Source organism: Mangrovibacter yixingensis (genome assembly GCF_020523985.1).
GTDB classification, from domain to species: Bacteria; Pseudomonadota; Gammaproteobacteria; order Enterobacterales; family Enterobacteriaceae; genus Mangrovibacter; species Mangrovibacter yixingensis.
On the sequence record NZ_JAIVKM010000001.1, the window covers coordinates 1,918,140 to 1,943,342 of the forward strand.

The window sequence follows — 25,203 nt, forward strand, 5'->3', positions numbered from 1 at the left end:
TCCCTCAATTTCAATACGTTAAGGCATGTTGCTGAATGCAGTTCAGCACTTCATGCTGAAGATCAATAAAGCGGGCACTACGGTTAACACCGTCAGTACGTGGCCGCGGCAGGTCAACCTGGAATGTGGTGTCGATAATGCCCTGGCCCATCACAACAATACGGTCGGAAAGCCAAACCGCCTCTTCGATGTCATGGGTGACAAACATCACCGTCAGCCGGTGTTTTTCCCAAATTTCTACCAGTAATTCCTGCATCTGGTGGCGGGTCATCGCATCCAGTGCGCCAAAAGGTTCATCCATCAGCAGGATTTTGGGCCGGTAAGAGAGCGCACGGGCTATTGCCACACGCTGTTTCATACCGCCGGACAGCTCCCCAGGCCAGCGGTCGCCGGCATGCCCCAGCTTCACCAGTTCCAGATGCTGCTGGGCAATGGCCGGGCAATCGCGCGCGGGCACACCCGCGGCTTTCAGGGCAAACTCGATATTTCCCCGCGCAGTTAACCAGGGCAGTAATGTGTAAGACTGGAACACCACGCCGCGGTCAAGCCCCGGCCCTTCAATAGGCTGGTCATCTACCAGCACATCACCGCTGTCGAAAGGTTCCAGGCCTGCGGCAATAGACAGCAAGGTGCTTTTGCCGCACCCAGAAGTGCCAACCACAGAGACAAACTCATTTTCATGAAGTGTCAAATCAATGCCTTTCAACACCCGGTGCTGTGTCTTGCCCGCCGGAAAGCTCTTTTCCAGGTTATTCAGCTTAAGTGTCGCCATCAGGAACGTCTCCGGTTGTAGCGGAACAGCACCCGTTCTGCCGAGCGCATAATTTGGTCGGTAATCAGGCCAAGAAAACCTAACAGCAGGATGTAGCCAATGATGGTGTCAGTCTGGAAATACCGTTGTGAAACCACAATGCGGTAACCCAGACCGGAGGTTGACGCGACCAGTTCAGCTAGTACCAGCCAGGTCCACGCCCAACCAAGACTGATGCGCAGCGCATCCCAAATAGCCGGAAAAGCTGAAGGAATAACAATACGCAGAAGAATTTTTCTGTCGGGTAAGCCCAGTGTGCGCCCAAGGCCGACAAAATCCGTTGGTACACGTTTCACGGCATCAATCATCATCAACACTTGCTGGAAGAACGTCCCAATCCAGATAACCAAAAATTTTTGGAAGTCATCAGTGCCGGTCCACAAAATGGTCAAAGGGACAAATGCCACCACCGGCATGTAACGAATAAAATCAACCAGCGGCTCAACGATCGCTTTGAACAGCCCGTAACACCCGGCCAGCACACCAATCACAATGGACATCACAGACGAAATCGCAAACGCAATCGCCATGCGATACAAACTGCTGCCAATATCGCTTTGCAGTGTGCCGTTTTGCGCAAGGGTGACTAAGCGATGCCAGACGCTGGGGATCCCTGGTAAAAAGATGGGTTTAATGGCTCCGGAAGCGGTTGCCAGCCACCAGGCCAGCAACAGCAGGATAAACACCAGTGCGGCGATCCCCAGGAACTGCCCGCGGGAAGGTTCTTTACCAATAGTGAGTAACTTGCCGGGTTGGCGCTTTTTTTTCCCCCGTTGGCGGGAACGCTGCAGCTCTATCGCACTCATTTTTCCTCCGGTCAGTGCAATTTGTGCCAACCCGTGAACAATAAACACGGGCCAGCACAACCTTCTTAATCGCACTATTGTGCGTTAACAAAACTGGCATCAATGGTTTGAGCCGGGGTTACAGGCTGCGTCACAATACCGGCGGCTGTAGCAGCTTTTAAAATATGCGGGAAAGTTTTGGTGGTGAAATCATGAGACAAGAGCTTTTTGTTATCAGCCAGGGAGTAATACTTAATGCCATCAAACGCTGTAGATAAGTCTTCTGGCGAAGCACCCACTGCTTTAGAAATAATCGCCCGCCCTTCTGTAGTGTGTGCATTGTAATAATCCAGTGCAGCACCCCAGGTTTTGATAAGCGAACTCAGCTCTTTCGGGTGTTGTTTAATAAAATCATCACGAACCACCAATACATCACTAATCAGACCGGGGTCAGAAGCGCCACTGAATAACACTTTCAGGGTTGGGTCGCCTTTTTTAGCCACGGTCAGGTAGGGTTCGTAAGTGACGGCAACCGGTACACGGCCAGCAATAATGGCGCTCCCAGCGGAGGCAGCAGGCATCGGCACAGGTTTAATATCGGAATAAGCAAGCCCTACTGATGCCAGCGCACTGCGCAGCAGAATATCGCTGGTTGTCCCTTCTTCGTAAGCCACTTGCTTACCTTTGAGGTCCTTAAGGCTGGTAACGTCTTTGGTTGCCAGCATGGCATCAGCGGTATTACTTTGGTCCAGCAACAGTACGATTTTCACCGGTAACCCTGCGGAAATCATGCCCATAGCGGTGTGGGTGGCAATATTGGCGACATCAATCTGCCCACTGGCTAGCGCGGCATTAATATCTTTATCTTCGGCAAAGTTAATCACGTCTACTTTGCTGAGGCCTTCTTGTTTGAACAGGCCTTTATTGGAAGCAATATGCCATTGTCCATAACCCAGCCAGGGTTCAATGCCCATTTTGACACTGGTGGTATCGGCAGCATAAGCACCTTGTAAAGAGGCAGACATGCCACCGACAACACACAGCGTGATTACTGTTTTTTTAACTGCATGGAGAAAAGGCATAGCGATTTCCTTGGGTTAAATGAACAAACCGACACCGGAAGTCTTCCGGCCATGTATATACAACTATTGGTATAGATAGATTTATTTAAATACAACCACATGCAATGCCAGTGCCAGAATCGGTTCACTGGGAAAGTCAAAGGAAAATTTTGGGCGATTCACTTTTGCATAGCACGTCTGTAGAGGAAAATGGGGGAACAGGCAGATGTTTATTCTGTAACAATAAGAGATGATACAAGCAGAACGCCCGCCCCTTTCTCCCGGAATAAAAGCCGCACTCATTGGGCGCATCGTAATAGTGCAACGCACCACTGCCCGGCATTCTCCTGTTACTCACCGAATAGAGTGAAACCAACGGGCGGGAAAACAGGGTCTTCCAGATAAATCCGGGGGCTGAAACCCCATATTGCTAAAACAAACCTGGTGGCTGGCAGCTATGCTTACATGCTGTGGGGCAGTATTGCTCTCTGCCCCGTGTGTTAGTAGTCATAGTATTCGTAGTCATAGTATTCGTAGTCATAGGGGGGTTCCCCTATCAATCCACTGAGCCGCTACTTGCTTGTACCCGTCTCAGTAACCAAACAACTATCCCCCTCTATTTACACCACAACATGGGATCAATAACGTTATGAAAACAGTCGGATATGCAGCCCATTCTGCGGATTCAGCGCTCACGCCTTACCACTTTGAACGCCGTGATTTGCGCCAGAACGATGTCGCAATTGAAATTTTGTATTGCGGTGTGTGCCACTCCGATTTACATACCGTCAATGGCGACTGGGGCCCGCAACCTTACCCTCTGGTGCCTGGCCATGAGATTGTTGGCGTTGTGCGTTCTGTTGGCCCGGATGTGACCAAATATAAAGCCGGGGACCGCGTTGCTGTTGGTTGTATGGTAGACAGTTGCCAGCATTGCGACCAGTGTGAACACGGTGAAGAACAATATTGCCGCCACGGCATGACGCCCACCTACGGCTCCCCCGACCGCATCACAGGTGAAATTACCCAGGGCGGTTACTCAAAACATATTGTGGTGCGTGAAGAATTTGTACTGCGTATTCCTGAAAATATGGATATCGCCAAAGCTGCACCGATTCTGTGCGCTGGTATAACGACTTTCTCACCGCTGCGTACCTGGAATGTCACCAAAGGTAGCCGCGTGGGGGTTATCGGGCTGGGTGGTTTAGGCCATATGGCTGTAAAACTGGCTCATGCCATGGGTGCAGAAGTTACTGCCATCAGCCGTTCCAAAGCTAAAGAAAAAGAAGCGATGGAACTCGGTGCCAAAGGCATTCTCGCCTCTTCTGATTCCGCGGCAATGGAAGCCGCCACCGCATCATTTGACTTGATAATTGATACCGCGCCAGTAAAACATGATGTCAGCATTTATGCCCCATTACTGGACATCGACGGAACATTAGTGGTTGTCGGCCAGGTTGGCCCGCTGGAAGAAGTAATGACAGTGCCGCTGGTATTCGGCCGCCGCCGTATTGCCGGCTCACTTATTGGTGGGATTGCAGAAACCCAGGAAGTGCTGGATTTCTGTGCTGAACATGATGTTTATCCAGAATGCGAAATGATCAATATTGACCAAATCAATGACGCCTTTTCCCGTTTAGCCAAAGGCGACCTGGCTCACCGTTTTGTGATTGATATGGCGTCATTAAGCGCCTGATAATCGGCTTTCAACAGTCGGTTTAACTGTTAACACCAAGCTGCAATGTCACCTTTGCCCCATTCTAAAAATCCCCCAGACAATTCTCTGGGGGATTTTTCATGATCAAAGAGACTGTTACGATGAGCCATAAGGAACTCGACCGACTTCAGATTATTCAGGAGTCACTTAATCGCCCTATTACTCAGGAACAAGCTGCGGGTGGATAATGCCCGTATTGGTTTACGCTCAAAATACTATGTCACCATCCCTGGCTTACGCGCCGAACGCAAAGCCATCAGCAAGTTAATCCCCCGAAATTACCTAAAAAAGAAGCCTGATCCCAATAAAATAGATTGAAACCAGGAGCTATTCGGTTGAGTGCATATCCATTCACAGGGGAGATTCTTAAGTTGCGTTTCTGGCGTTCATTTTCGCGTAGTTTGTTACTTCTTTTACCGGGGATATGCCAGAAATGCTCCCAGACCGACTGAACGGTGCGCGTAATGAGTCCTTATGGTAAATAGCCTGTGCTGATGTCCGCTATGGGCGAGAAGCGGACGTCGATTAAAGCATTCTGAATGAGTTAAAAAGGAGCAGCTTAATGCTAAATAAAAGAAAATTTGAGGTATAAAAAGGAAAGCTCAGTTTAAAAATATAATTAACCAACTGTTTGCAGCATTTTTACACAATTTATTTAATTTTTATGTACTTGTTTCCTTTAAATGCTTTCTTTAAATCCTTTTGAAATTTATCAATGAGCTTGTCTGCATAGTCTTCTGCGATATCCATCGCTTTAGCCTTAACAACAAAGATGAGAGAAGTCACATCATTTTCTCGTCCGCAATTTGCGCACACAATCAGCGAGCCATGAAGAGGGGCGTAGTTTTCGTGTGGCAATGCAAACAGCTCGGAGTGGCAGAAAGTACATTTCAGGCTGATGGATTTCTTCAGTTCTTCCATGTGGCTTACCTTTTTTATAAAAGTCCGGTAAGAGAACCAGCAACACCGCCTACTACAGAAGAAGTTAGTGGATGCTCTAAGAACTTTGTTAAAAGCGATTTAGCTTCTGCCTTTTCTTCTGGAGTCGCTTCAGCACGGTCAATTTTGTCTATAACCTCCTGAAAGACATTGTAAATATTTTGCGTATTACCATCTCCTACCTGAGCTGACCCGGCAACATGGATAGCGCCAATGGTATAACTGCTCCTTGCAAGTTCATAAGAACGGTTCTTACCGTGCTTAACCGACAGCGCGCGGCTCTGTCCCTCTTCTGTCAGTCTGACACGATCGTATATGCCTGACATTTTTTTCAACAAGCCGCGGGAATTACATCTATTTATAATTCCAAATAAAATTTCTTCAGACCAACCATATAACTTTTCAATTTCATTACGATCACCTTGCCCCTGAGCAAAACTCCAATACGTATCCGTTATAGTTCCCCCAATTCGTTCCATATCCTCATTCATAAAAGTCAATAAAGCATCAATATCATTTTGAATTTTATCCGGATCCATATTTATTCCTTTTTAACAGAGTGATGTAGTTGAGACTGATGAAAAGATAGCCATTATAGTTTACGTCTGAGCTTGACGTTCACACAATTTATCACATCTAGAGAATCATTCATGGACACAAGCAGCAGTTTAAGCATCCCTGCAAAAAGAACCATCAACTTTTAGAGTCTCTGGTACTCCAACTTCCACTGTTGGCACAAAGCGGACTGTGATCACCGTTCTTACGACTACTTTTCTGGCTTCCTTCGTGACTTGCCCGAAGCATGTTGTAGTGCGATACTTGTAATGACGTTTGTAATTACAAGGGGTGTAAAACATGGGTAGCATTAACCTGCGTATTGACGATGAACTTAAAGCGCGTTCTTATGCCGCGCTTGAAAAAATGGGTGTAACTCCCTCTGAAGCGCTTCGTCTCATGCTTGAGTATATCGCCGACAATGAACGCTTGCCGTTCAAACAGACACTCCTGAGTGATGAAGATGCTGAGCTAGTGGAGATAGTGAAAGAACGGCTTCGTAAGCCTAAGCCAGTACGAGTGACACTGGATGAGCTCTGATGGCGTATTTTCTGGATTTTGACGAGCGGGCACTAAAGGAATGGCGAAAGCTGGGCTCGACGGTACGTGAACAGTTGAAAAAGAAGCTGGCTGAAGTACTTGAGTCACCCCGGATTGAAGCGAACAAGCTCCGTGGTTTGCCTGACTGCTACAAGATTAAGCTCCGGTCTTCAGGCTATCGTCTTGTATATCAGGTCATAGACGAGAAGGTTGTCGTCTTCGTGATTTCTGTTGGGAAAAGAGAACGCGCGGAAGTATATAGCGAGGCGGTAAACCGCATTCTCTAAAATAAAGCAGGACATCTCTGTTTCGCACTGAAGGTGCCACTTCTGCTTTGCGTTGACACAATCAATTTTCAACAGTCGGTTTTCAACAATCGGCTTGCAACAATCGAAAAAATAACGGCGAACCCACAAGGTTCGCCGTTGTTGTTCTTACCCAAAACAGGCCTGTCGCCGTTAAATTTCGTGCTCAAACCAGTCCGGGTTTTGTTTGTCTACCGGAACCATGGTGTTTCTCAATAATAACAAATGAGAACGGGTTGCTGCTTCCGCTTCATCGGGGTTGCCACTCGCCAGTGCATCAAAGATACGGTAATGCTGAATAATCAACCCCGGCGGCGGTGATACTTCCCGCAGCGTTAGAAAACGCACCCGGTCCATCGCGGCTTTAATGTTTTCTATGGTTTCCCAGGCCATTGGGCAACCGGCGATTTCGGCAATTTTTTGGTGGAACTGGTCATCCAGCGCCAAAAACTCCACTGCATTCTGGTTTTTCGCCGCCAGCTTTTGCTGGTTAAGCAGTAGCTCCAGTGCGGCCAGGTCTTCTGGCGTCACATTTTCTGCCGCTCGCCGGGCAACAGCACATTCAATAGCACTGCGAATAAAACGCCCGTCATTTACCTGGCGCACAGAAATACGCCTGACCAGGGTACCGCGCTGGGGGCGAATTTCGACCAAACCACTTTCAGCCAGTTTAATAAACGCCTCTCGCACCGGCTGGCGCGACACACCAAACCGGCTGGCAGTCTCTTTTTCCGATAGCAAAGAACCCGGCGGGATTACGCACTCAACAATTTCCTTGCGCAAGTGGCGGTAAACCTGCTGATTTACAGGCAGATTATTCAGCAGAACGGGTTGGGGTAATGACATGGTGTTCACAATGGACATGGGCATCCAGGCATCAAGGGTGAAGCATGTAGAGTAACATACTTTTTAACAGGCTTTCAGTGAGTAAGCTCAGCGTGTTCACGCTATTCTGGTCTTATCCGCCAGGATGTGTTGGTACTGCACAAGCTGAGCCTGTGCAGTGAGTGAAAAGCGGTTTTCACCGCTTCAGATTGATAAAAAAAGCAAAAGCGTAATTTCACCGCTTAGTTTTTGACATCCAGCACCAATCGGCTTTGTGCAAGAACCAGTGGCTGAATTTGATGAGTAACCAACAGCGTTGTTTTGCCCTTAATCAGGGTTTTCAGGCTGTTAAGCACCATGTCCGTTTTGGCGGCATCCAATCCTTCAGTCGGCTCATCTAACAATACCACCGAGGCATGAGACAGAAATGCTCTGGCAATCGCAATCCGGCGAGCCTGGCCACCTGACAGCCGGGTGCCGAGTTCGCCGACCAGCGCATCCAGCCCATGGGGAAATTATGGTTATGAGTATTGTATTTTAACGATGTAATTATCGGGAAAAGCTGCAGAGATAAAAAGGCGTGTGCTATGCGGCGGAATAGAGCAAAAAAAGTGCAAAGTAAAAGTACAAGGTAAAAGTGCAAGTATTGTGCAACCTGCTCTGGCAAGCAGGCTGCATTAAATCTGTCAGTGTTGTTTCTCTAATGACTCCCACAACCCCAGCAGATAAGTGACCCCCAGAGCCCGGTCATATAACCCATAACCAGGACGGCCGGTTTCACCCCAAATAAAACGACCATGATCAGGGCGAATATAGCCATCGAACCCGTTATCATGCAGGGCTTTCACTACCTCGTACATATCCAGAGAACCGTATTGCGACGGGTGGGCCGATTCATAGAAATCTTTCCCTTCGGTTATCTTGATATTACGCACATGAGCAAAATGAATACGTTTGCGGCGAGTGAATTCGGCCAGAATCTGGCACACATCATTTTCCGGGTCTTCCGCAATAGAGCCAGTACACAGCGTAATCCCATTGGCTGGGGAATCCACCGCATTGCATAACCAGTCCAGATCATCACGGTTTTTGATAATGCGCGGCAGGCCAAAAATGGAGTACGGCGGGTCATCCGGGTGAATAGCCATCTTCACGCCCACTTCTTCGCACACAGGAACAACCGCTTCCAGGAAGTAAACCAGGTTTTCACGCAGTTTGTTATCGTCAACATCCTGATAACGGGCAAACAGTGTCTGCACCTGCGCCAGGCGTTCAGGCTCCCAGCCAGGCAAGGCAAAGCCATTGGCGTTATCCAGCACTTCACGAACCATTTCTTCCAGCGATTTATCGATACCTTTTTTCTCAAACGCCATGGTCAGTGAGCCATCTGGCAACACGTATTGCATGTCTGTTTTCATCCAGTCGAACACTGGCATAAAGTTATAGCAAATCACTTTAACGCCATACTTCGCCAGGTTGCGGATAGTTTGTTGATAATTGGCAATCCACTGGTCACGAGAAGGTGAGCCTATTTTAATATCATCATGAATATTCACACTTTCAATAACTTCCATTGAAAGCCCGGCCGCCTGAGCCTGCCCAACCAGAGCTTGAATCTTCTCTTCCGGCCAGACTTCTCCAACCGGTACGTCATACAACGCACCGACCACACCCTGCACCCCTGGCACCTGGCGGAAATACTCCAGCGGGATTTTGTCCTGGTCTGGTCCAAACCAGCGCATCGTCATTTGCATAGTTAGTGTCACCTGTTGTCTGTGTCAATATCATCTACCATACTAGTTAATCATACAATGTAATGACCAAATAAACAAAATATTGATAGACATCACAAAATTAAATTTAACCGCCATCTTTTCACCTTAGATTAACAATACGAATATCAATATTAAGACACTGAATAATATTAATTAATTTTACATTTAATCATCAATAACCCGCGTTGAACTCACATCCATGTCACATAAGTTCACTCAAAATGTGAAGTTGGTCAGAAAACGATCGTGACTAGACTTGTATGGTAGTAAGCACAAAGCAATGAAACTAACCTGTATCAAAGGAAGCCGTACCATGAGAAGTGTTGTGATAGAAAGCCCTGACCGCCTGGTTATCGAACAACGCCCGCTGCCGGAGCCTGCAGAAGGTGAAGTACGGGTAAAAGTATCGCTGGCTGGCATTTGTGGTTCTGATGTTCACATCTGGCATGGACATAACCCGTTTGCCAAATACCCACGTGTAATTGGACATGAGTTTTTCGGCACAATTGACGCGACCGGCCCCGGTGTTGACCCGGCACGCCTTGGCGAACGTGTTTCTGTTGACCCGGTAGTCAGTTGCGGGCATTGCTACCCTTGTTCTGTTGGGCGGCCAAATGTTTGCACTTCGTTGCAGGTGATTGGCGTGCATTGTGATGGCGGGTTCAGTGATTATGCCTGTGTCCCTGCCACCAACGCCTGGCACATCCCCGATACGATCAGCGACCGCCACGCTACCATGGTTGAACCCTTTACGATTGCCGCCAATATTACAGCGCAACTTAAACCTATGCCTGAAGATATTGCACTGATTTATGGTGCCGGGCCTATGGGTTTAACGGTTATTCAAGCGCTGAAAGGGGTGTATGGCGTAAAACAGGTCATTGTGGCTGACCGCATTGCAGAACGTCTGGTAATGGCAACCAACAATGGCGCAGATAAAGTGGTCGATAACAGCCACCAGTCGCTGGAAGATATCCTGAAGAAAGCAGGCATTCGCCCTACCCTGATTGTTGATGCAGCCTGCCACCCTTCTATTCTGCAACAGGCCATCGACCTCGCCTCCCCTGCCGCGCGTATCGGCATTATGGGTTTTTCTGGCGAACCTTGCACCATCACTCAACAAAGCATCACCAGTAAAGAAATCTCTTTGTTCTCATCGCGGTTGAACAGCAACCGCTTCCCCGACGTTATCTCCTGGATGTCACAAGGCAAAGTCGACCCGGAGAAACTCATCACCCACTGCCTGCCCCTGGAGGACGTTCAGGCCGCATTAACGCTTTTCGCCACCGACCAGCGCACCTGCTGCAAGGTGTTGTTGCAAATGAATAACTAATTATGGCTGACTGGTAGTGCAGCCGCGCTACCAGTGCTTATTCCAAAAACCAGGCTTACAGATGTGAGATTATCATGATTAAAAACCTCCGCTGGGTCATCGTATTGCTGCTTTTTCTGGTCTACATGATTAACTATCTTGACCGGGTTGCCTTATCGATTACTGTTCCCATGATTGAAAAAGACCTGATGCTTAACGCTGAGCAGTTCGGTCTGATATTCGGTAGTTTCTTTTTTGGCTACGCCTTGTTTAACTTCGTAGGCGGGCTGGCAGTGGATAAGTTCGGGCCAACCCTTGTTATGGGTGGCGCGGTTGTGATGTGGTCTTTCTTCTGTGGGCTTACCGCGCTGGCAACTGGCTTCTATTCCCTGCTTATCCTGCGCGTACTGTTCGGTATGGCAGAAGGGCCAATCTGCGCCTCGGCCAATAAAATGATCAATGGCTGGTTCCCGCAAAAACAGGCCGCCACCGCTGTGGGGTTATTAAGTGCCGGGTCACCGTTAGGTGGCGCTGTTGCCGGGCCTATCATCGGCTACCTGGCATTAGGGTTTGGTTGGCGTCCGGCGTTTGTGATTATTTTCACTATTGGGATTATCTGGGCACTGGCCTGGTTCCTGATTGCGGCAGACTCACCACTGCGCAGCAAACGTGCTACGCACGAAGAAAAACAAGAAATCGCTTTGTTAAAAAGCCAGGAAACACACCTGACTCCGGTGGATGACAGCACTGCACCGCCGTTAAGCCATTACCTGAAACAACCTATTATTCTGGTCACGGCGTTTGCTTTCTTCTGCTATAACTACATTCTGTTTTTCTTCTTGAGCTGGTTCCCGGCCTATCTGGTACAAGCCCATAACCTGGATATTAAATCCATGAGCCTGACCACGATGATCCCATGGATTGTCGGTTTTATTGGCCTTGCTTTGGGTGGATATATTTCGGATAAAATCTTCAACATCACGGGCCGGCTGTTACTGTCACGCAAAATTGTGTTAGTAGTTTGCCTGCTGATGGCCGCAATCTGCGTGGCGCTGGCCGGTACAGTGAGCAGTGTAGCGCCTGCTGTGGCCCTGATGTCGGTATCAATATTCTTCCTGTATATCACCGGTGCAATTTACTGGGCGATTATCCAGGATGTTGTGCACCAGTCCCGCGTGGGTGGTGCCAGTGGTTTTATTCACCTGGTCGGTAGCGTATCCGGCATTGTGGGGCCAATTGTAACGGGCTATATCGTGCAAACCAGTGGCAAATTTACCAGTGCATTTATTCTGGCTGGCACAGTTGCCGCACTGGGTGCCTTACTGGTGTTGCTGGTTATCCGCCCACCGCGCCATGAATCTGCCTCACCTGCCAGAGCATAATAACCCGGGGGATACTCTTCCCCCGGGTGTATTTACCCGGCAGCATCACTCGCTGTTGGCGGCCAACAAGCCGCCAACATCATGCAACCCCACCGATAAATGCAATGACCTGGGCGTTAATCATTACGCCCTAAGCCAATGCATTGCACCAGGCCAGTTCACTTACTCTGAGCAGCCGTGCTGCGATTAGCCCGGTTATTTTCTTCCTCCACAGGGTAGCGCGATGGCCAAATATCCTGTGGCCTTACACCCAGCGCATCCGCTATCAGGCGCTCACCTTTCGGCCAGCGCCGAATGACTGCATTTGCCAGCGTAGAAGATGATAACCCGGCTGCACGCGAGACCGCCGCCATTGAGGTGCCTTTTTTACGCAAGCCCGCGATAATATCTGCCGGGTGCCAGTCTTGTTTGTCCATATCTGGAATTCCTTTTTATAACCTAACCTGTGTTTATTAAGCGCTTCGCAAGCGGTACCCCGGGCATGTCACTTCCGTTCACTGACGCATCCAGTAACCGGAACAGACCAAGACCACCGGATGCCCGGAGAGGCACCGAACCAAGCCGTACCAGAGCGCACCCCGCCAGGCGGTTTCGCTCCCTATCTGCGCCATCACGCTACTGCGCAATGGCCTTATCCAAACTTAAAGCCACTTACCTGTGTTCACCCACATGGGTGCTGCGCCCTCCTTTTGTTTGTACTCACCAAGGCATGTTTTTTGCATTTATTCACCATGAATTAACATTGGAGTTACATACCATGGCAAACCCTGAACAGTTTCTGCCGTTCCAACCTGCTCTGCAAAATTCGTGTCAATTAAAAAACTACCAGCAACAGATGCAGAACTGCCGGGGAATTTCCCATTTTTATTCATTTACCACCGGTGATGACCTGAATAATGCACTGGTCATTCCGGATAATTGTATTGATATTTTATTTGACTGCAATACACATAAACCAACAGTTCGAGTATATGGTACAGTATCTCGTTACAAGCCCGTCGAACTTATTTCCGGCCACCGTTATTTCGGCATTCGGTTTATGCCGGGCATAATGCCAGATTATATTGACCTAATACCAGAAGATATGCCAGACCATGAATATAATTTTTTAGATATTAATCCTGGTGCCGCATCTATAATTGATGAGATCGCGTTACGTGAAAGTTTTACGCAACAATTTAAAACCTTCAATGAAAACAGGGGAAATAAATCACTACGCCAACCTTAAAAAGTAACGCAATATTTAATGGCCGACAGCTAAAATGGGGTACAGCCCGATGGCATCGATGCCAATTATCAGTAACAACATAATCACGCTGTGTGTATGGCAGGCGTTGTGATACTGGGAATATAACGTAACATATTGTTATGGGAGGCCAGCACCTCTGCATGCAGGCTCAGAAAGAAACCGGGCATAGCCACATAGCAAGCTGCGCGCCAATATAGGCAAACAAGGCAATAAATGAAGCCAACGAACCAATATTTTCGCCCATCCCCGTAGCAATACAGGCATAAAATGCACCGGTGTTATTCACGTAACGGCTCATCGTAATATACCCAACCGCAAACAACCCTAAAATCACGTTTGCAGCAATATAAGCCGTCGCCATCCCTGCACCATTGCCGGATAAAATAGCAATGAGCACCCCGTCCACAATCCCTGTTAAAGGTGAAGCTGCCGCTACCAAAAAGAACACCAAAGCCAATACACCCAGCATATCTTTCCTTAACCCCTGAATTTCAGTTTCGTTATTCATAATTCACCTTACGCGATGACTTAATAATGCAGGTATCCACTCAGCCCGGGCTCAGAAAGCAACATTCGGATATCTTGTTACCGGTTGCCTTATATGGAGCGATAATTTTAATTTTTCATACGCGTGAAAAAGAAAATAGAAAAAATCAGACAATAACACTGTGCAACGCCAGCTCAATAGCTGGTGCGTATCTTTAAAAAAATGCTGTAAAAATGTTAAATTGGCCTGCTTATGCCAGTAAGTGCATCAGGCGGCGAACCGGCTGAACAAATACGGATCAGGGTTCACCAGTGGTGTGGTATTGCAAATTAACTCTGCCGCCAGTTGCCCTGCGGCCGGAGAAGTACCAAAACCATGCCCGGAAAACCCCGTTACCACAGTAAGGCCCGCAAGTTGTGCCACAGGGCCAATGACTGGGTTGGAATTGGGTGTAACATCTATCATTCCCGCCCAGGACCAGGCTACCTGAACATCGCGAAACACAGGCCATGCCGCACTCAGGTTATCCAGCGCATTCTGGTTTAGCTTGTGGCCTACTGGCGGGCCCATAATACGTATGTGCTCACCTGGCGAACGCTGGTTACTACGCCAGCGCCGCTTCAACGCCAGGTAACAGAAAAATAGAAAAAATCGGACAACGGGCAGAAACCGGAACGTACACGGAGTACGTGAGGATTTCGAGCACTGCCCAGGTTCAAAATGGCAAGCAAAATAACCCTAATGGGATAGGCTCTAAGACGGCTAAAAATTATTATTAGTGACACCAATAAGCCGATGTAATAAGGAATATCTAACAAAAACAAAATACAAAACAGGCCAACCACATTATTTACTCGCTACCTTGTCACCTTTCTTGTTCGGCATAACTTGAAGACGTATTAACGCGAACTATGCTAGAAAACAGTTGGTTATTTTCCACTTACTGAATGTGGCAATGAAATAACAACAGTTCCCTTAACACATAAGTGAACAAGCAGCTTGCCAGCACTCACCGGTATTTTTTGATTAGTAAACTCTGCACTTCAAATACGCAGCGCCAGAGATAAAAGGATCTTTCTATGCCACGTATCTGTTGTTGGTTGTTTTTCACACTGATATTCAGTGTCTTGCATCCGGCCTACAGCGCAGAGCCGCGCCAGTCTCCTTTACCAGAAGAAAGAGCCCGCACGCTAATGGTGTTACACCAACCGGTGGTCATGCTGCAGGCCAAAATTGGCTATTCCACGCCGGAAGAGCGGGTACGCCGGATTCAGTCGGCATTACGCAATTTAAGTGATGAAGATGTACGCCACCCCGTAGAGGTAAAGGCAATTCGCCGTTATAACCAGGATTGCCGACTGTTTATGGTGAACGGTAAGCCATTTATGTTGCTGGCAGACCAGGACCTGGATGAAGGGGATGACCTGACGCTCGACCAGGCCGCTTCGCTGGTACAAAAACGCCTGAACAGCCTGCGCCTGGCGCTGATTCAGCAATATTCTCCTCACTATTTATTGGTATCCACCTTAAAAGGCATTGGTGGGTTGGCAATACTCATCTTATTGAACAGGCTTAGTTTTTCAGCATGGCGCTGGACAAAGCGCTATTTCGACAGCCGCATTTTGCAACAAAAAGGCATTATTCCCCATGCCTGGCGTGGGCTGTTGGGCAACATAGAAGCACGGGTAGTCGGAACCCTGCTGACATTGCTGGGCCTGGCACTATTTTATATTTGGTTGAGCTGGCTGTTCAGGTTGTTTCCCTATACCCGCTTGTGGGGCGAATCACTGGGAACTTATTCTGTCAATGTGCTCGAACAAATAGGCCTGGCGATTATTACCGCGATGCCAGGGCTGGTGATTGTTGCCATAATCGTGTTAATCACCCTTTTTATTCTCAAACTACTGCGTATTTTGCTCCACCAGGTTGAGACGGAAAAACTGCATATACCCGGTATTCACCCAGAAACGGTTAGTGCGACAAGAAAATTAATTTCGGTGGCTATCTGGTTATTTGCCCTTTCTGCCGCCTACCCATTTTTACCTGGTGCAAACTCTCTGGCATTCAAAGGGGTAAGTGTCTTTTTTGGGTTGCTACTGACACTGGGTTCAGCAGGTGTTATGAACCATGCCATGAGTGGGCTGGTACTGATTTACTCCCGAGCATTACGGCGCGGAGATATGATTCGCATTGGCGAAAATGAAGGCACAGTCAGTGAGATTGGTATGCTGGCAACCAAAATTCTTACCCGTGAAAACCACATTGTTACCGTACCAAACGCCGTTGCAGTAAGCGGTAAAATTACCAATTTAAGTGCTTACCGCCGTGATGCGGGAATAACCATCACCACTTCGGTCACCATCGGTTACGACACCCCCTGGCGGCAAGTCCATGCATTGTTGGAGCTGGCCGCAAGCCAAACATCAGGCATCAATCAGTCAGTTGCTCCCATCGTGCGCCAGCTAAATTTGAAAGACTGGTATGTCGAATATGAGCTGCAAGTTTCACTGGAGAAAAACGCGGCGATGCCTTCTGTAAAAAGCACGCTGCACGCCAACATTCAGGATGTATTCAACACCTTTGGTGTACAGATTATGTCGCCCAATTTTATTGCCCAGCCTGAAACACCAGTAGTGGTATTACCAGAAAACTGGCATAACGCACCGGCTCGCCCTGCAGAGGATAACAACGGCCCCAGGAACTCAGAAATAACCTGAAACAGGAATAGTTATTAAAAATGAATTAATTATTAAGCCATGGTAATAAATTAAACAGCCTGAATAAACATGCTGTTAAATCACGAATTGTTAAAACCAGGAATAAAACAAAATAATCAAACATTATCCCCCGATTTTCTTGAAATTTTTACCGCCTGAACTAACTTTACAATGCTTGGTTCAGTAAAAACATCAAGTGGCTATTTTATAAATTCAACAAGTAAGGGAGTTTATGATGATGGGCATTACACAAAAAGTTGTTATCGCTGCGCTCGCTGCCTTTACGTTTAGCGCTTATTCTGCGGAAATGATGAAAAAAACGGACTTTGATAAAGTCGCTGACCAATATACCAAAGTAGGGACGATTTCCAGTGCAGGTGAAACCTCCCCTATGGATGCCAAAGAAGAATTGTCGAAAAAAGCCGATGATATGGGCGGCTCCGTTTATGTTCTGACCTCTGGCCAGACAGAAAACAAAATTCACGTAACAGCCGATGTGTTTAAGAAAAAATAAACACCAAGACGGCTTAATGTAAAAGTATGAATACCATTAAGAAAGAAGGAAAGCCGCTGTTTTCCTTCTTTCTGTTTCTGACACGACCCCGCAGCCGTTTCCCCCACCGTCAATATAGCGTAACGCTCAGTAACAACTGTGGATTAATCATGAAATTCGCTGTTGTCTGATTGAGTCGGCTGGTGTACGCCCATACTATGCCATTAAGGACATACCCCTGTGCCTGCATTTTACCGGGTTCTGCCACGGTGAATGGCCAGGGTATAGCACACGGTTACTTTTGCGCAGCAAAGGTATGCCGTACTGACAAAGGCAGGTGTATATGAAAAAGATTTCTTTGATAATGCTGTTTACTGCAGCGCTAACCAGCATGGCTCCGCTGGCTCAGGCACATCCAGGCCCAGGTCCGGACTTTGGGCACGGCCCGGCACCCTTTTTCCACCCAGGCCACCGGGTGGATATTCTGCCGGATATTGCCACGGCTCTGTTGATTGGTGGGCTGACTTACTATGTAGCAAATGGCATTTACTACCAGCGCCAGAATGATCATTACGTTGTAGTTGAGCCACCGACAACAACCGTTGTTGAAGCGCCGTCATCAGGCTCTCTGCACCCGCTCGATTTTAATGGCCGCCGTTATTATGTGAGTGACGGCCACTATTACGAACGCGACGTAGATGGCCGCTATATCGAAGTACCTCGCCCGGCGGGCCTGTAACGGCCAGAGCGGTGAGCAAAACTACCGGCTGCGTGCCAGCGCAGCCAGAATAGTCCGCTCAGAAATATTCAGGTAGGTTTCAAGGGTGGCAGCCGCTTTATCGTTGTCACCCGCTTTCAGTAATAAAATGATCCCCGCATTTTTTTCCACATAAGGCGAATGCAACATCTCTTTATCTGCCAGTTGGCCGAATGCCAGGCGTAACTCTGCTGAAATATGCTGGTACAGCCGCATCAGGCGCTCACTGTCAGACAGGGCAACAATGGCAGCATGAAATTGCATATTCGCGGTGCCCACTTCACCCCAGTCTTCGGCCCGTAAAGCACGGCGCGCGTCATCAACTGCACGCTCCATCAGGGTTATTGCCGGGTGATAGGGGTAGGCATTACGCAGAGCATCACACTCAATCAACCGCCGGATACGGTAAATATCGATAATATCGGCATCTGCGGGCACGGCCACACAAACCCCACGGTTTGGCTGGTAACGCAACAGCCCTTCCTGGGTGAGCAAACGAAATACTTCGCGTAACGTGTTACGAGAAATATCCAGTTGGCTGGTTAATTCCCTTTCCGAGAGGCGGGCACCAGGCAGTAACTCTCCGGCAATAATTTTCTGACGTAATGCCTGAGCAATTATTTCACTCAGTACAGGCTCTGCAGGTTCTCTCATCTGCCTCTCACCAACGGGGAACAAGCGGCAATATTCCCATAATCCAGCAGGAGCAGCAACTTGCCCTCACCCCTTCTGGGCATTATTGCTGGCATAACAACACGTAGCGCACCAGCCAGGTGCATACTGTGCATCATTGCTGTGCACTGCTGTTTCTGTGTGTCAGCTCACTCTTTTAAAACCACGCATTAACAAATATTTCACATCTATAGTTTTTCCGCTATGTTCAATATTGTTCAACAATTTATTTTTCATTGATGAACAATAAAATCAATTTAACCCAACAATGGAATGATTTTTGCTTAACAACATGACATCCCCCCCGACTGGAGTTCATGCAATGGCAGTTGATAACATCAATAAGCAAAAGAGCTTTGTTCAAAACCGGCGTTCATCGCTTCTCGCCGCGATATTCCTGATGGCCACTTCCGCCATTGGCCCCGGTTTTATTACCCAAACCGCCACCTTCACCGCCACTCTGGGCGCGGCTTTCGCCTTTGGCATTCTGGCTTCTATCGTGATTGACTTTGTCGTACAGCAAAATATCTGGCGGGTAGTGACTCTGACCCGGATGAACGCAGCCCAGGTAGCAAACAAGGCCATTCCCGGTAGTGGTTACTTGCTGGCTGTGCTGGTTATCTTTGGTGGGCTGGTTTTTAATATTGGCAATATTGCTGGTGCCGGGTTAGGGCTGAATGCCTTGTTTGGCCTTAGCCCTAAAGTGGGTGGGCTGATAAGCGCGGGTATCGCTATCTATATTTTTGCTTCACGCCGTGCCGGGGTGGCACTGGACCGCATGCTTATTGTGCTGGGGATTGTCATGATAGCCCTGACATTATATGTCGCGCTGGTTTCACACCCACCATTAGGAATGGCACTGCGTGAAACCGTGTTCCCCAGCAATATTAACTTTGCGGCAATTACCACCATCGTGGGTGGTACAGTTGGGGGATATATCAGCTATGCAGGTGCCCACCGCCTGCTGGATAAAGGCATCAGCGGTAAAGAACACATCAAAGAAGTTTCTTCGGCGGCCAACCGAGGAATTGTTGTGGTTGGTATCATGCGCTATGTGCTGTTTCTGGCTATTTTTGGCGTGGTTGCCAGCGGTGTCACGATTGATCTTTCCAGCCACAATGCCAACCCGGCATCCCAGGCATTTTTGGCAGCAGCAGGGAATGTTGGCCTGCGTATTTTCGGTATTGTGCTGTGGGCTGCCGCACTCTCCAGTGTGGTAGGCGCTGCATGGACATCTATTTCTTTTATTTCCGTTTTCCGCCCAGGTATTACAGAGCGCCAACGCAATATTGCCACACTGGTATTTATTGCGTTCACCCTGGTGGTTTACTTGTCTCTGGGCACCGCCCCCGCAGCACTGCTGGTATTTGCTGGCGGGTTTAATGGCCTGGTGCTTCCGCTGGGCTTAACCTTGTTTCTGTGGGTTGGCTGGCGGCGGGCAGACCTGATGGAAGGTTACCGCTACCCGCGCTGGTTGCTCTGGCTGGGGTTGGTTACCTGCATCATGACCTGGTATATGGCCATCATGTCGGTTTCCACTATTTTTAATTTCCTGAAAATTGCATAAGGCTACCTATGAACACCATTGATATTAACAGCGATCTTGGCGAAAGCTTTGGTCAGTGGCATATGGGTGATGACGCACGCATGCTGACTGTGGTGAGTAGCGCGAACATTGCCTGCGGTTTCCATGCCGGAGACCCGGCTGGCATGTTGGCCACGCTGCGAGCCGCCGCCGCCAACCAGGTGTGTTGCGGTGCACATGTCGGGTACCCCGATTTACAGGGTTTTGGCCGCCGGGAAATGAACATTGCAGATGACGACCTGACTGCCAGCGTGATTTACCAGATTGGCGCACTGGCGGGCCTGGCCCGTGCCGCTGGCACCCGTGTGCGCTATGTCAAACCCCACGGCGCGTTGTACAACACCATTGCCCATGATAAGCGCCAGGGCATGGCGGTCATTAACGCCATTAAGCAGTATGACGCCAGTTTACCGTTGGTGGTTCTTGCGGGTTCTTCTCTGGCTCAACTTGCCAGCGAGCAGGGATTACAGGTTGTGGCAGAAGCCTTTGCAGACCGGGCTTACCATAAGGATGGCACGCTGGTATCTCGCCGTGAAGCCGGTGCGGTACTGCACGATACACAAGCCATCGCCCGGCGTATGGTGCAACTGGTGCGTGAAGGTGGTGTGGTGTCCGTTGAAGGGGTTTTCACGCCCATTTCTGCCCAGAGTATCTGCGTGCATGGTGATTCACCCGGTGCTGTGGAAATGGCAATAAAAGTGCGCGCAGCCCTTGAACAGGAAGGCATCAGAATTGCGCCTTTTTGCCAGGGGGAGCAACAATGAACCTGAATTACCCGGCAACGCCGCAAGCCCTGGCTGGCGCAGCGCAAGCACGGTTGCGTATCCGCCAGGGTTATGACCAGCCCACGGCCGGGATGGCACCGGGAATGACCCAGGCAAATATGATAGCGCTGCCGCGGGACTGGGCATTTGATTTTCTGCTCTATGCACAACGCAACCCGCAAAGTTGCCCGGTGCTTGATGTCCTCGATGCCGGGCAATGCCACACCCCTTTAGCAGCAGACAGCCGGGTTGATACCGATATTCCACGCTACCGGGTATGGCGGGATGGCACATTGGCAGATGAAATCACCGATGCCAGGGAAATCTACCAAAGCCACCCAGACCTGGTCACTTTTCTGATTGGTTGCAGTTTTACATTTGAAACCCCACTGATACAGGCAGGTATTGATGTCCGCCATATCAGTGAAGGTTGCAATGTACCGATGTTTCGTACCAACCGCCCTTGCCGCGAAGCAGGCAGGCTCAAAGGTGAACTGGTGGTTTCGATGCGCCCAGTGCCAGCCCATCGGGTTGCGGATGCCGTCACTATTACCGCCCGCTACCCGGCAGTACATGGCGCACCCGTGCATATTGGCGCGCCTGAAGCCCTGGGTATCAAAGATATCAGCAGACCCGATTTTGGCGACCCTGTTCCTGTTCGCCCAGGCGAAATCCCCGTGTTCTGGGCCTGTGGAGTCACTCCGCAAGCGGCGGTCATGGCCTCGAAAGTGCCCTTTGCCCTGAGCCATGCCCCCGGCCACATGTTTATCACTGATATTCCGGACGCCGCCTGGCAACAATAATAAGGATGTAATGTGCGATTTTTACCTTGCAGCCTGTCCAGTTTCCTGGTGGAACTGAGCACTCTGGATGACACGCTGGCTTTATTTTCTACCTTGCAGGCAACACCTTTAATGGGCGTGGAAGAAATTATCCCCGCAGCGCGTACCCTGCTCGTTCATTTTGACCCGGCGCTAACCCAGGCCACAACGTTATTTACAGCGATTCGCCAGTGCGAAGGCCAGCCCCAGGCAGCGCGTGAAAGCCGGGTTATCAGCATACCTGTTCACTACACAGGCGAAGACCTGAATGAGATGGCAGAATACCTGGGATTATCTGTCGAGTCTTTAATTCAGCGCCACACCGGCGCTTTGTGGCAAGTCGCTTTTTGTGGCTTTGCCCCCGGTTTCGCCTACCTGGTCTCTCGCGAAGCAGGGCTTCATGTTCCCCGTCGCGCCAGCCCCCGTACCCGTATTCCGGCAGGCTCCGTTGGGCTTGCGGGTGAATTTAGTGGTATTTACCCGCACGCCAGCCCTGGCGGCTGGCAGCTAATTGGCCGCACAGAAGAAACACTGTTTTCTCTGGACCGCCAGCCACCTGCGTTATTGCAGCCGGGGATGCAAGTGCAGTTTATTGATGCCGCCCGGTCTTGCGTATCCGTTCCGGTGGTAAAACCGCAACCCATGCAACAACCGGCCTCCGGCAGTGCCGTAATGGCCGTGTTATCTCCTGGTTTACAAACCCTGTATCAGGATGCCGGGCGAGCAGGCCAGGCCAGCATGGGTATTTCCCCTTCGGGCGCACTTGACCAGGCGGCCTGGCGGCGTGCTAACTGGCTTGTGGGCAACCCAGGCCACCTGCCCGCTCTGGAAATCACAGCAGGTGGCTTCAGTGCAAATATTCTCGCACCAATGGTGGTAGCACTGGCTGGTGCGCCCTGCCCGGTTATGGTCACCCGCGCAGATGGGCAACGTTATACAGCCAGCCCGGAAACGCCGTTAGCACTTGAAACCGGCGACCAGTTACGCCTTGGCTCACCGGCCACTGGCGTGCGCAGTTATCTGGTTCGCCGCGGCGGCTGGGGCATTGCGCCACAGTTAGGCAGCGCCTCCCGCGATACCCTCGCACAAGTTGGCCCTGAACCGTTACAGGCTGGCGATACCATTTATGCCGGTAATACTGTGCCGCAAAGTGCCGTTCAGCCCGCAACCATTGGCCTGCAACCGTTACCCGCCCCCGGCGAAACCATTACGTTAGATATTGTCCCTGGCCCACGTTGTGACTGGTTCAGCACAGAAGCATTTACCCAACTCACCAGCCAGTGCTGGCAAGTAACCCCACAATCCAATCGTATTGGGCTGCGTTTACAGGGTGATTTACCCCTGGCTCGCACCGACAACCGTGAGTTGCCCAGTGAAGGCACCTGCACTGGCGCCATTCAGGTTCCGGCGAATGGGCAACCTGTGCTGTTTCTGGCTGACCACCCACTGACTGGCGGCTACCCGGTTATTGGTGCTGTTGCGCACTACCACCTTGATATTGCCGGGCAGCTCCCTCCGGGTTGCCAGATTCGTTTTCGGGCCATCCGCCCTTTTACTGTTGTTGAGGAGTATGAAGTATGAGCGCTGTTTCCACTGTTCCCCCACACAAAGTGCTCGTCGCTAACCGGGGAGAAATTGCCGTACGTATTATTCGGGCATGTAATGAATATGGCTTTACCAGTGTTGCCGTTTACGCCGACCCGGATGCCAACAGCCTGCACTGCCGTCTGGCCGATGAAGCCTGGGCGTTACCCGGAAGCAGCCCGGCGGAAACCTACCTGAATATTGAGCAATTAATTGCTGTTGCCCGCCGTAGCGAAGCCACCATGGTGCACCCAGGTTATGGCTTCTTATCTGAGCGTGCGGAATTTGCCCGTGCGGTAGAAGCCGCCGGGCTTATTTGGATTGGCCCGCGCCCGGAAACGATTGAACAACTGGGCGACAAAGTTCAGGCGCGTAAAATAGCGATGGCCGTTGGCGCGCCGTTAGTAAAGGGCACGCCAGACCCTGTTTCCAGTGCCCAAGAAGTTATTCGTTTTGCCGATGAAAACGGCCTGCCTGTTGCTATTAAAGCGGCCTTCGGTGGCGGTGGGCGCGGGCTGAAAGTGGCCTGGCAGCGCGAGGAAATCGCCACACTTTACCAGTCAGCGGTCAGTGAAGCACAGACAGCATTTGGGCGTGGCGAATGTTATGTAGAGCAGTATCTTAACCGCCCACGCCATATTGAAGCGCAAGTCATCGCAGACGAACAAGGCCATGTGGTGGTGGTAGGTACCCGCGATTGTTCCCTGCAACGCCGTAACCAAAAACTGGTTGAAGAAGCCCCGGCACCTTTTCTTAGCAAAGAAATCGAAGCGCAAATTGTGAGTGCTGCCCAAGCTATTTGCCAACGAGCAGGTTACCGCAGCGCAGGCACAGTGGAGTTTTTGCTGGGCGAGAATGGCGTGCTGTCGTTCCTTGAGGTCAACACCCGCCTGCAAGTTGAACACCCGGTAACTGAAGAAACCAGCGGCATTGATCTGGTTAAAGAACAATTACGCGTGGCACAAGGGTTACCCCTGAGTATTACAACGCCACCGGCCACTCGCGGCCATGCCATTGAACTGCGAATTAATGCCGAAGACCCGGCAAAAGGATTTCTCCCGGTTCCCGGTACCATTACACGCTTTGATCTACCCGGCGGGCCGGGTGTGCGCATAGACAGCGGCGTAACCCAGGGAGACAGTATTTCGGGCTTTTATGATTCACTCATGGCAAAACTGGTTATCTGGGCACCAGACCGTGACCAGGCGCTGGCTCGTGCCCGTCAGGCAGTGAAAGCTTTCCAGATTGACGGTGTGGCATCTGTCCTGCCATTTCATGAAGCTGTTCTGAATGCCCCGGATTTCACGCAGACATTTACCGTCCACACCCGCTGGATTGAAACCGATTTCTCTGCTGACCTTGCTGAACAGGTTCGTCCTTTGCCGCCGGGCAACCCCCCGCTACAGCGTTGCTGGATTGAAATTGATGGGCGACGCCATCAACTGGCGCTACCTGCTGGTTTTCAGGCAGCGCCAGGTAGTGCTCCTGTGGCCCGTGAAAATACAGATAACCATCAAGCCGCCCCCCAGGGTGCGGTAACAGCGCCCATTTCTGGCATTGTTCAACGCTGGCTCAAAAACGCGGGTGAAACTGTCAATGAAGGTGAAACGCTGGCCGTGATGGAAGCAATGAAGATGGAAGTCCCCGTGCTGGCAAGCGCCAGCGGCGTACTGGCCATACAGATTGCTGCCGGAGAGAACTGCCCGCAGGATGGCGTGTTAGGTACCGTTACCCCCTGATTCTGGGTTTACCGGGTTACCGTTATACCCACGCATCTGCGGCCTTTGCGGCCAAAGATGCGTGGGCTCACTTTTCAGCCGGGGCAGTATTCTTGTGTAATCATTTTTCTGCCAGTATCCCCTGCCAGGCTATTTTTAAATTAATCACCTCAATTAACCACCGCAAGAATTGTATATTTTATTACACGCACAATTAATTCCTTCGGGCATTTAAATAAACCCAAAGCAGCACAAATAAATAAAAACTGCCGGATATTACACCGGCAGATAATCTGCGGACACAGAAAGAAAACCATGATTAGCCAACAATAAAAAAAGGCTAACAAAG

Annotated in this window: 26 protein-coding genes and 2 pseudogenes; 15 read left to right on the forward strand and 13 right to left on the reverse strand. The window is 49.9% G+C overall.

The genetic code is table 11. The features are described from left to right. Positions 1–10: 10 nt before the first annotated feature. The 3 genes from LC084_RS08895 to LC084_RS08905 all read right to left on the reverse strand — a co-directional run bounded on the left by LC084_RS08895 (position 11) and on the right by LC084_RS08905 (position 2,678). Positions 11–772, reverse strand: a complete 762-nt coding sequence (locus LC084_RS08895; RefSeq protein WP_226570797.1) for an ABC transporter ATP-binding protein — start codon at positions 770–772, stop codon at positions 11–13. Beyond that, on the reverse strand, positions 772–1,617 hold the full coding sequence (locus LC084_RS08900) for an ABC transporter permease (RefSeq protein ID WP_226570798.1): 846 nt from the start codon (positions 1,615–1,617) through the stop codon (positions 772–774). Before LC084_RS08900 ends, LC084_RS08895 begins: the two co-directional genes overlap by 1 nt. Before the next feature lie 74 nt (positions 1,618–1,691). Next, positions 1,692–2,678 (reverse strand): ABC transporter substrate-binding protein, encoded by a 987-nt coding sequence (locus LC084_RS08905; RefSeq protein WP_226570799.1) that lies wholly within the window; start codon positions 2,676–2,678, stop codon positions 1,692–1,694. Between the two features lie 628 nt (positions 2,679–3,306). On the opposite strand from LC084_RS08905, the gene LC084_RS08910 reads away from it, so the two are divergent. Both LC084_RS08910 and LC084_RS08915 read left to right on the forward strand, forming a co-directional pair. Next, a complete protein-coding gene (locus tag LC084_RS08910; RefSeq protein ID WP_226570800.1) occupies positions 3,307–4,353 on the forward strand; it encodes an NAD(P)-dependent alcohol dehydrogenase in 1,047 nt (348 codons plus the stop codon). A gap of 201 nt (positions 4,354–4,554) precedes the next feature. Further along, a pseudogene (locus LC084_RS08915) lies at positions 4,555–4,692 on the forward strand (hypothetical protein). 333 nt (positions 4,693–5,025) lie between these two features. Here the strand turns inward: LC084_RS08915 and LC084_RS08920 are convergent. The 3 genes and pseudogenes from LC084_RS08920 to LC084_RS08930 form a co-directional block, all read right to left on the reverse strand. Then, a complete protein-coding gene (locus tag LC084_RS08920; RefSeq protein WP_226570801.1) occupies positions 5,026–5,295 on the reverse strand; it encodes a hypothetical protein in 270 nt (89 codons plus the stop codon). 14 nt (positions 5,296–5,309) lie between these two features. After that, positions 5,310–5,852, reverse strand: a complete 543-nt coding sequence (locus LC084_RS08925) for a hypothetical protein (RefSeq protein ID WP_226570802.1) — start codon at positions 5,850–5,852, stop codon at positions 5,310–5,312. A 192-nt stretch (positions 5,853–6,044) separates the two neighbouring features. Further along, a pseudogene (locus LC084_RS08930) lies at positions 6,045–6,117 on the reverse strand (hypothetical protein); the annotation flags it as partial. 51 nt (positions 6,118–6,168) lie between these two features. On the opposite strand from LC084_RS08930, the gene relB reads away from it, so the two are divergent. Together relB and LC084_RS08940 are read left to right on the forward strand one after the other, a co-directional pair. Beyond that, complete coding sequence (gene relB, locus LC084_RS08935) at positions 6,169–6,408, forward strand: type II toxin-antitoxin system antitoxin RelB (RefSeq protein ID WP_000534857.1); 240 nt, start codon at positions 6,169–6,171, stop codon at positions 6,406–6,408. Further along, a complete protein-coding gene (locus LC084_RS08940; protein ID WP_226570803.1) occupies positions 6,408–6,695 on the forward strand; it encodes a type II toxin-antitoxin system RelE family toxin in 288 nt (95 codons plus the stop codon). Before relB ends, LC084_RS08940 begins: the two co-directional genes overlap by 1 nt. A 171-nt stretch (positions 6,696–6,866) precedes the next feature. Here LC084_RS08940 and LC084_RS08945 read toward each other — a convergent pair whose 3' ends face one another. The 3 genes from LC084_RS08945 to uxuA all read right to left on the reverse strand — a co-directional run bounded on the left by LC084_RS08945 (position 6,867) and on the right by uxuA (position 9,292). Continuing rightward, a complete protein-coding gene (locus tag LC084_RS08945; protein WP_226570804.1) occupies positions 6,867–7,577 on the reverse strand; it encodes a GntR family transcriptional regulator in 711 nt (236 codons plus the stop codon). 203 nt (positions 7,578–7,780) lie between these two features. Then, positions 7,781–8,041 (reverse strand): ATP-binding cassette domain-containing protein, encoded by a 261-nt coding sequence (locus tag LC084_RS08950; protein ID WP_226571186.1) that lies wholly within the window; start codon positions 8,039–8,041, stop codon positions 7,781–7,783. 183 nt (positions 8,042–8,224) lie between these two features. Then, positions 8,225–9,292, reverse strand: coding sequence for a mannonate dehydratase (uxuA, locus tag LC084_RS08955; RefSeq protein WP_226570805.1), 1,068 nt, complete (start codon positions 9,290–9,292; stop codon positions 8,225–8,227). Between the two features lie 334 nt (positions 9,293–9,626). Between uxuA and LC084_RS08960 the strand changes: the two genes are divergently transcribed. Continuing rightward, on the forward strand, positions 9,627–10,646 hold the full coding sequence (locus LC084_RS08960; protein ID WP_226570806.1) for a Zn-dependent oxidoreductase: 1,020 nt from the start codon (positions 9,627–9,629) through the stop codon (positions 10,644–10,646). Between the two features lie 74 nt (positions 10,647–10,720). Next, positions 10,721–12,007, forward strand: a complete 1,287-nt coding sequence (locus LC084_RS08965; protein ID WP_226570807.1) for an MFS transporter — start codon at positions 10,721–10,723, stop codon at positions 12,005–12,007. Between the two features lie 158 nt (positions 12,008–12,165). On the opposite strand, the gene LC084_RS08970 is transcribed toward LC084_RS08965, so the two are convergent. After that, entirely contained in the window at positions 12,166–12,423 is a 258-nt protein-coding gene (locus tag LC084_RS08970) for a helix-turn-helix domain-containing protein (protein ID WP_226570808.1), read from the reverse strand. Between the two features lie 341 nt (positions 12,424–12,764). On the opposite strand from LC084_RS08970, the gene LC084_RS08975 reads away from it, so the two are divergent. Beyond that, on the forward strand, positions 12,765–13,235 hold the full coding sequence (locus tag LC084_RS08975) for a DUF6597 domain-containing transcriptional factor (RefSeq protein WP_226570809.1): 471 nt from the start codon (positions 12,765–12,767) through the stop codon (positions 13,233–13,235). A gap of 169 nt (positions 13,236–13,404) precedes the next feature. Here LC084_RS08975 and LC084_RS08980 read toward each other — a convergent pair whose 3' ends face one another. Beyond that, positions 13,405–13,764, reverse strand: coding sequence for a hypothetical protein (locus LC084_RS08980; RefSeq protein ID WP_226570810.1), 360 nt, complete (start codon positions 13,762–13,764; stop codon positions 13,405–13,407). Between the two features lie 246 nt (positions 13,765–14,010). After that, positions 14,011–14,313 carry an NAD(P)/FAD-dependent oxidoreductase gene (locus LC084_RS08985; protein WP_226570811.1) on the reverse strand — a complete coding sequence of 101 codons (303 nt, stop codon included), beginning with the start codon at positions 14,311–14,313 and terminating at the stop codon, positions 14,011–14,013. Positions 14,314–14,822: 509 nt separating this feature from the next. Between LC084_RS08985 and LC084_RS08990 the strand changes: the two genes are divergently transcribed. The 3 genes from LC084_RS08990 to LC084_RS09000 all read left to right on the forward strand — a co-directional run bounded on the left by LC084_RS08990 (position 14,823) and on the right by LC084_RS09000 (position 17,692). Next, entirely contained in the window at positions 14,823–16,460 is a 1,638-nt protein-coding gene (locus LC084_RS08990) for a mechanosensitive ion channel family protein (protein WP_226570812.1), read from the forward strand. A gap of 238 nt (positions 16,461–16,698) precedes the next feature. Continuing rightward, positions 16,699–16,974, forward strand: a complete 276-nt coding sequence (gene yahO, locus LC084_RS08995; RefSeq protein WP_226571187.1) for a DUF1471 family periplasmic protein YahO — start codon at positions 16,699–16,701, stop codon at positions 16,972–16,974. A gap of 322 nt (positions 16,975–17,296) precedes the next feature. Further along, on the forward strand, positions 17,297–17,692 hold the full coding sequence (locus LC084_RS09000; RefSeq protein ID WP_226570813.1) for a DUF6515 family protein: 396 nt from the start codon (positions 17,297–17,299) through the stop codon (positions 17,690–17,692). Between the two features lie 21 nt (positions 17,693–17,713). Here LC084_RS09000 and LC084_RS09005 read toward each other — a convergent pair whose 3' ends face one another. After that, a complete protein-coding gene (locus LC084_RS09005) occupies positions 17,714–18,364 on the reverse strand; it encodes a GntR family transcriptional regulator (protein WP_226570814.1) in 651 nt (216 codons plus the stop codon). A 340-nt stretch (positions 18,365–18,704) separates the two neighbouring features. Here LC084_RS09005 and LC084_RS09010 point away from each other — a divergent pair, with 340 nt between their 5' ends. The 5 genes from LC084_RS09010 to LC084_RS09030 are packed head-to-tail and all read left to right on the forward strand — an operon-like array spanning position 18,705 to position 24,875. Next, positions 18,705–19,949 carry an NRAMP family divalent metal transporter gene (locus LC084_RS09010; protein WP_226570815.1) on the forward strand — a complete coding sequence of 415 codons (1,245 nt, stop codon included), beginning with the start codon at positions 18,705–18,707 and terminating at the stop codon, positions 19,947–19,949. Between the two features lie 8 nt (positions 19,950–19,957). After that, entirely contained in the window at positions 19,958–20,731 is a 774-nt protein-coding gene (locus LC084_RS09015) for a LamB/YcsF family protein (protein WP_226570816.1), read from the forward strand. Further along, positions 20,728–21,534 carry a putative hydro-lyase gene (locus LC084_RS09020; protein WP_226570817.1) on the forward strand — a complete coding sequence of 269 codons (807 nt, stop codon included), beginning with the start codon at positions 20,728–20,730 and terminating at the stop codon, positions 21,532–21,534. The genes LC084_RS09015 and LC084_RS09020 overlap by 4 nt, the downstream gene beginning before the upstream one ends. 12 nt (positions 21,535–21,546) lie before the next feature. After that, positions 21,547–23,133: a 5-oxoprolinase subunit PxpB gene (gene pxpB, locus LC084_RS09025; protein ID WP_226570818.1), complete on the forward strand. Its 1,587-nt coding sequence runs from the start codon at positions 21,547–21,549 to the stop codon at positions 23,131–23,133. Next, positions 23,130–24,875 (forward strand): acetyl/propionyl/methylcrotonyl-CoA carboxylase subunit alpha, encoded by a 1,746-nt coding sequence (locus tag LC084_RS09030; RefSeq protein ID WP_226570819.1) that lies wholly within the window; start codon positions 23,130–23,132, stop codon positions 24,873–24,875. Before pxpB ends, LC084_RS09030 begins: the two co-directional genes overlap by 4 nt. Positions 24,876–25,203 lie beyond the last annotated feature (328 nt).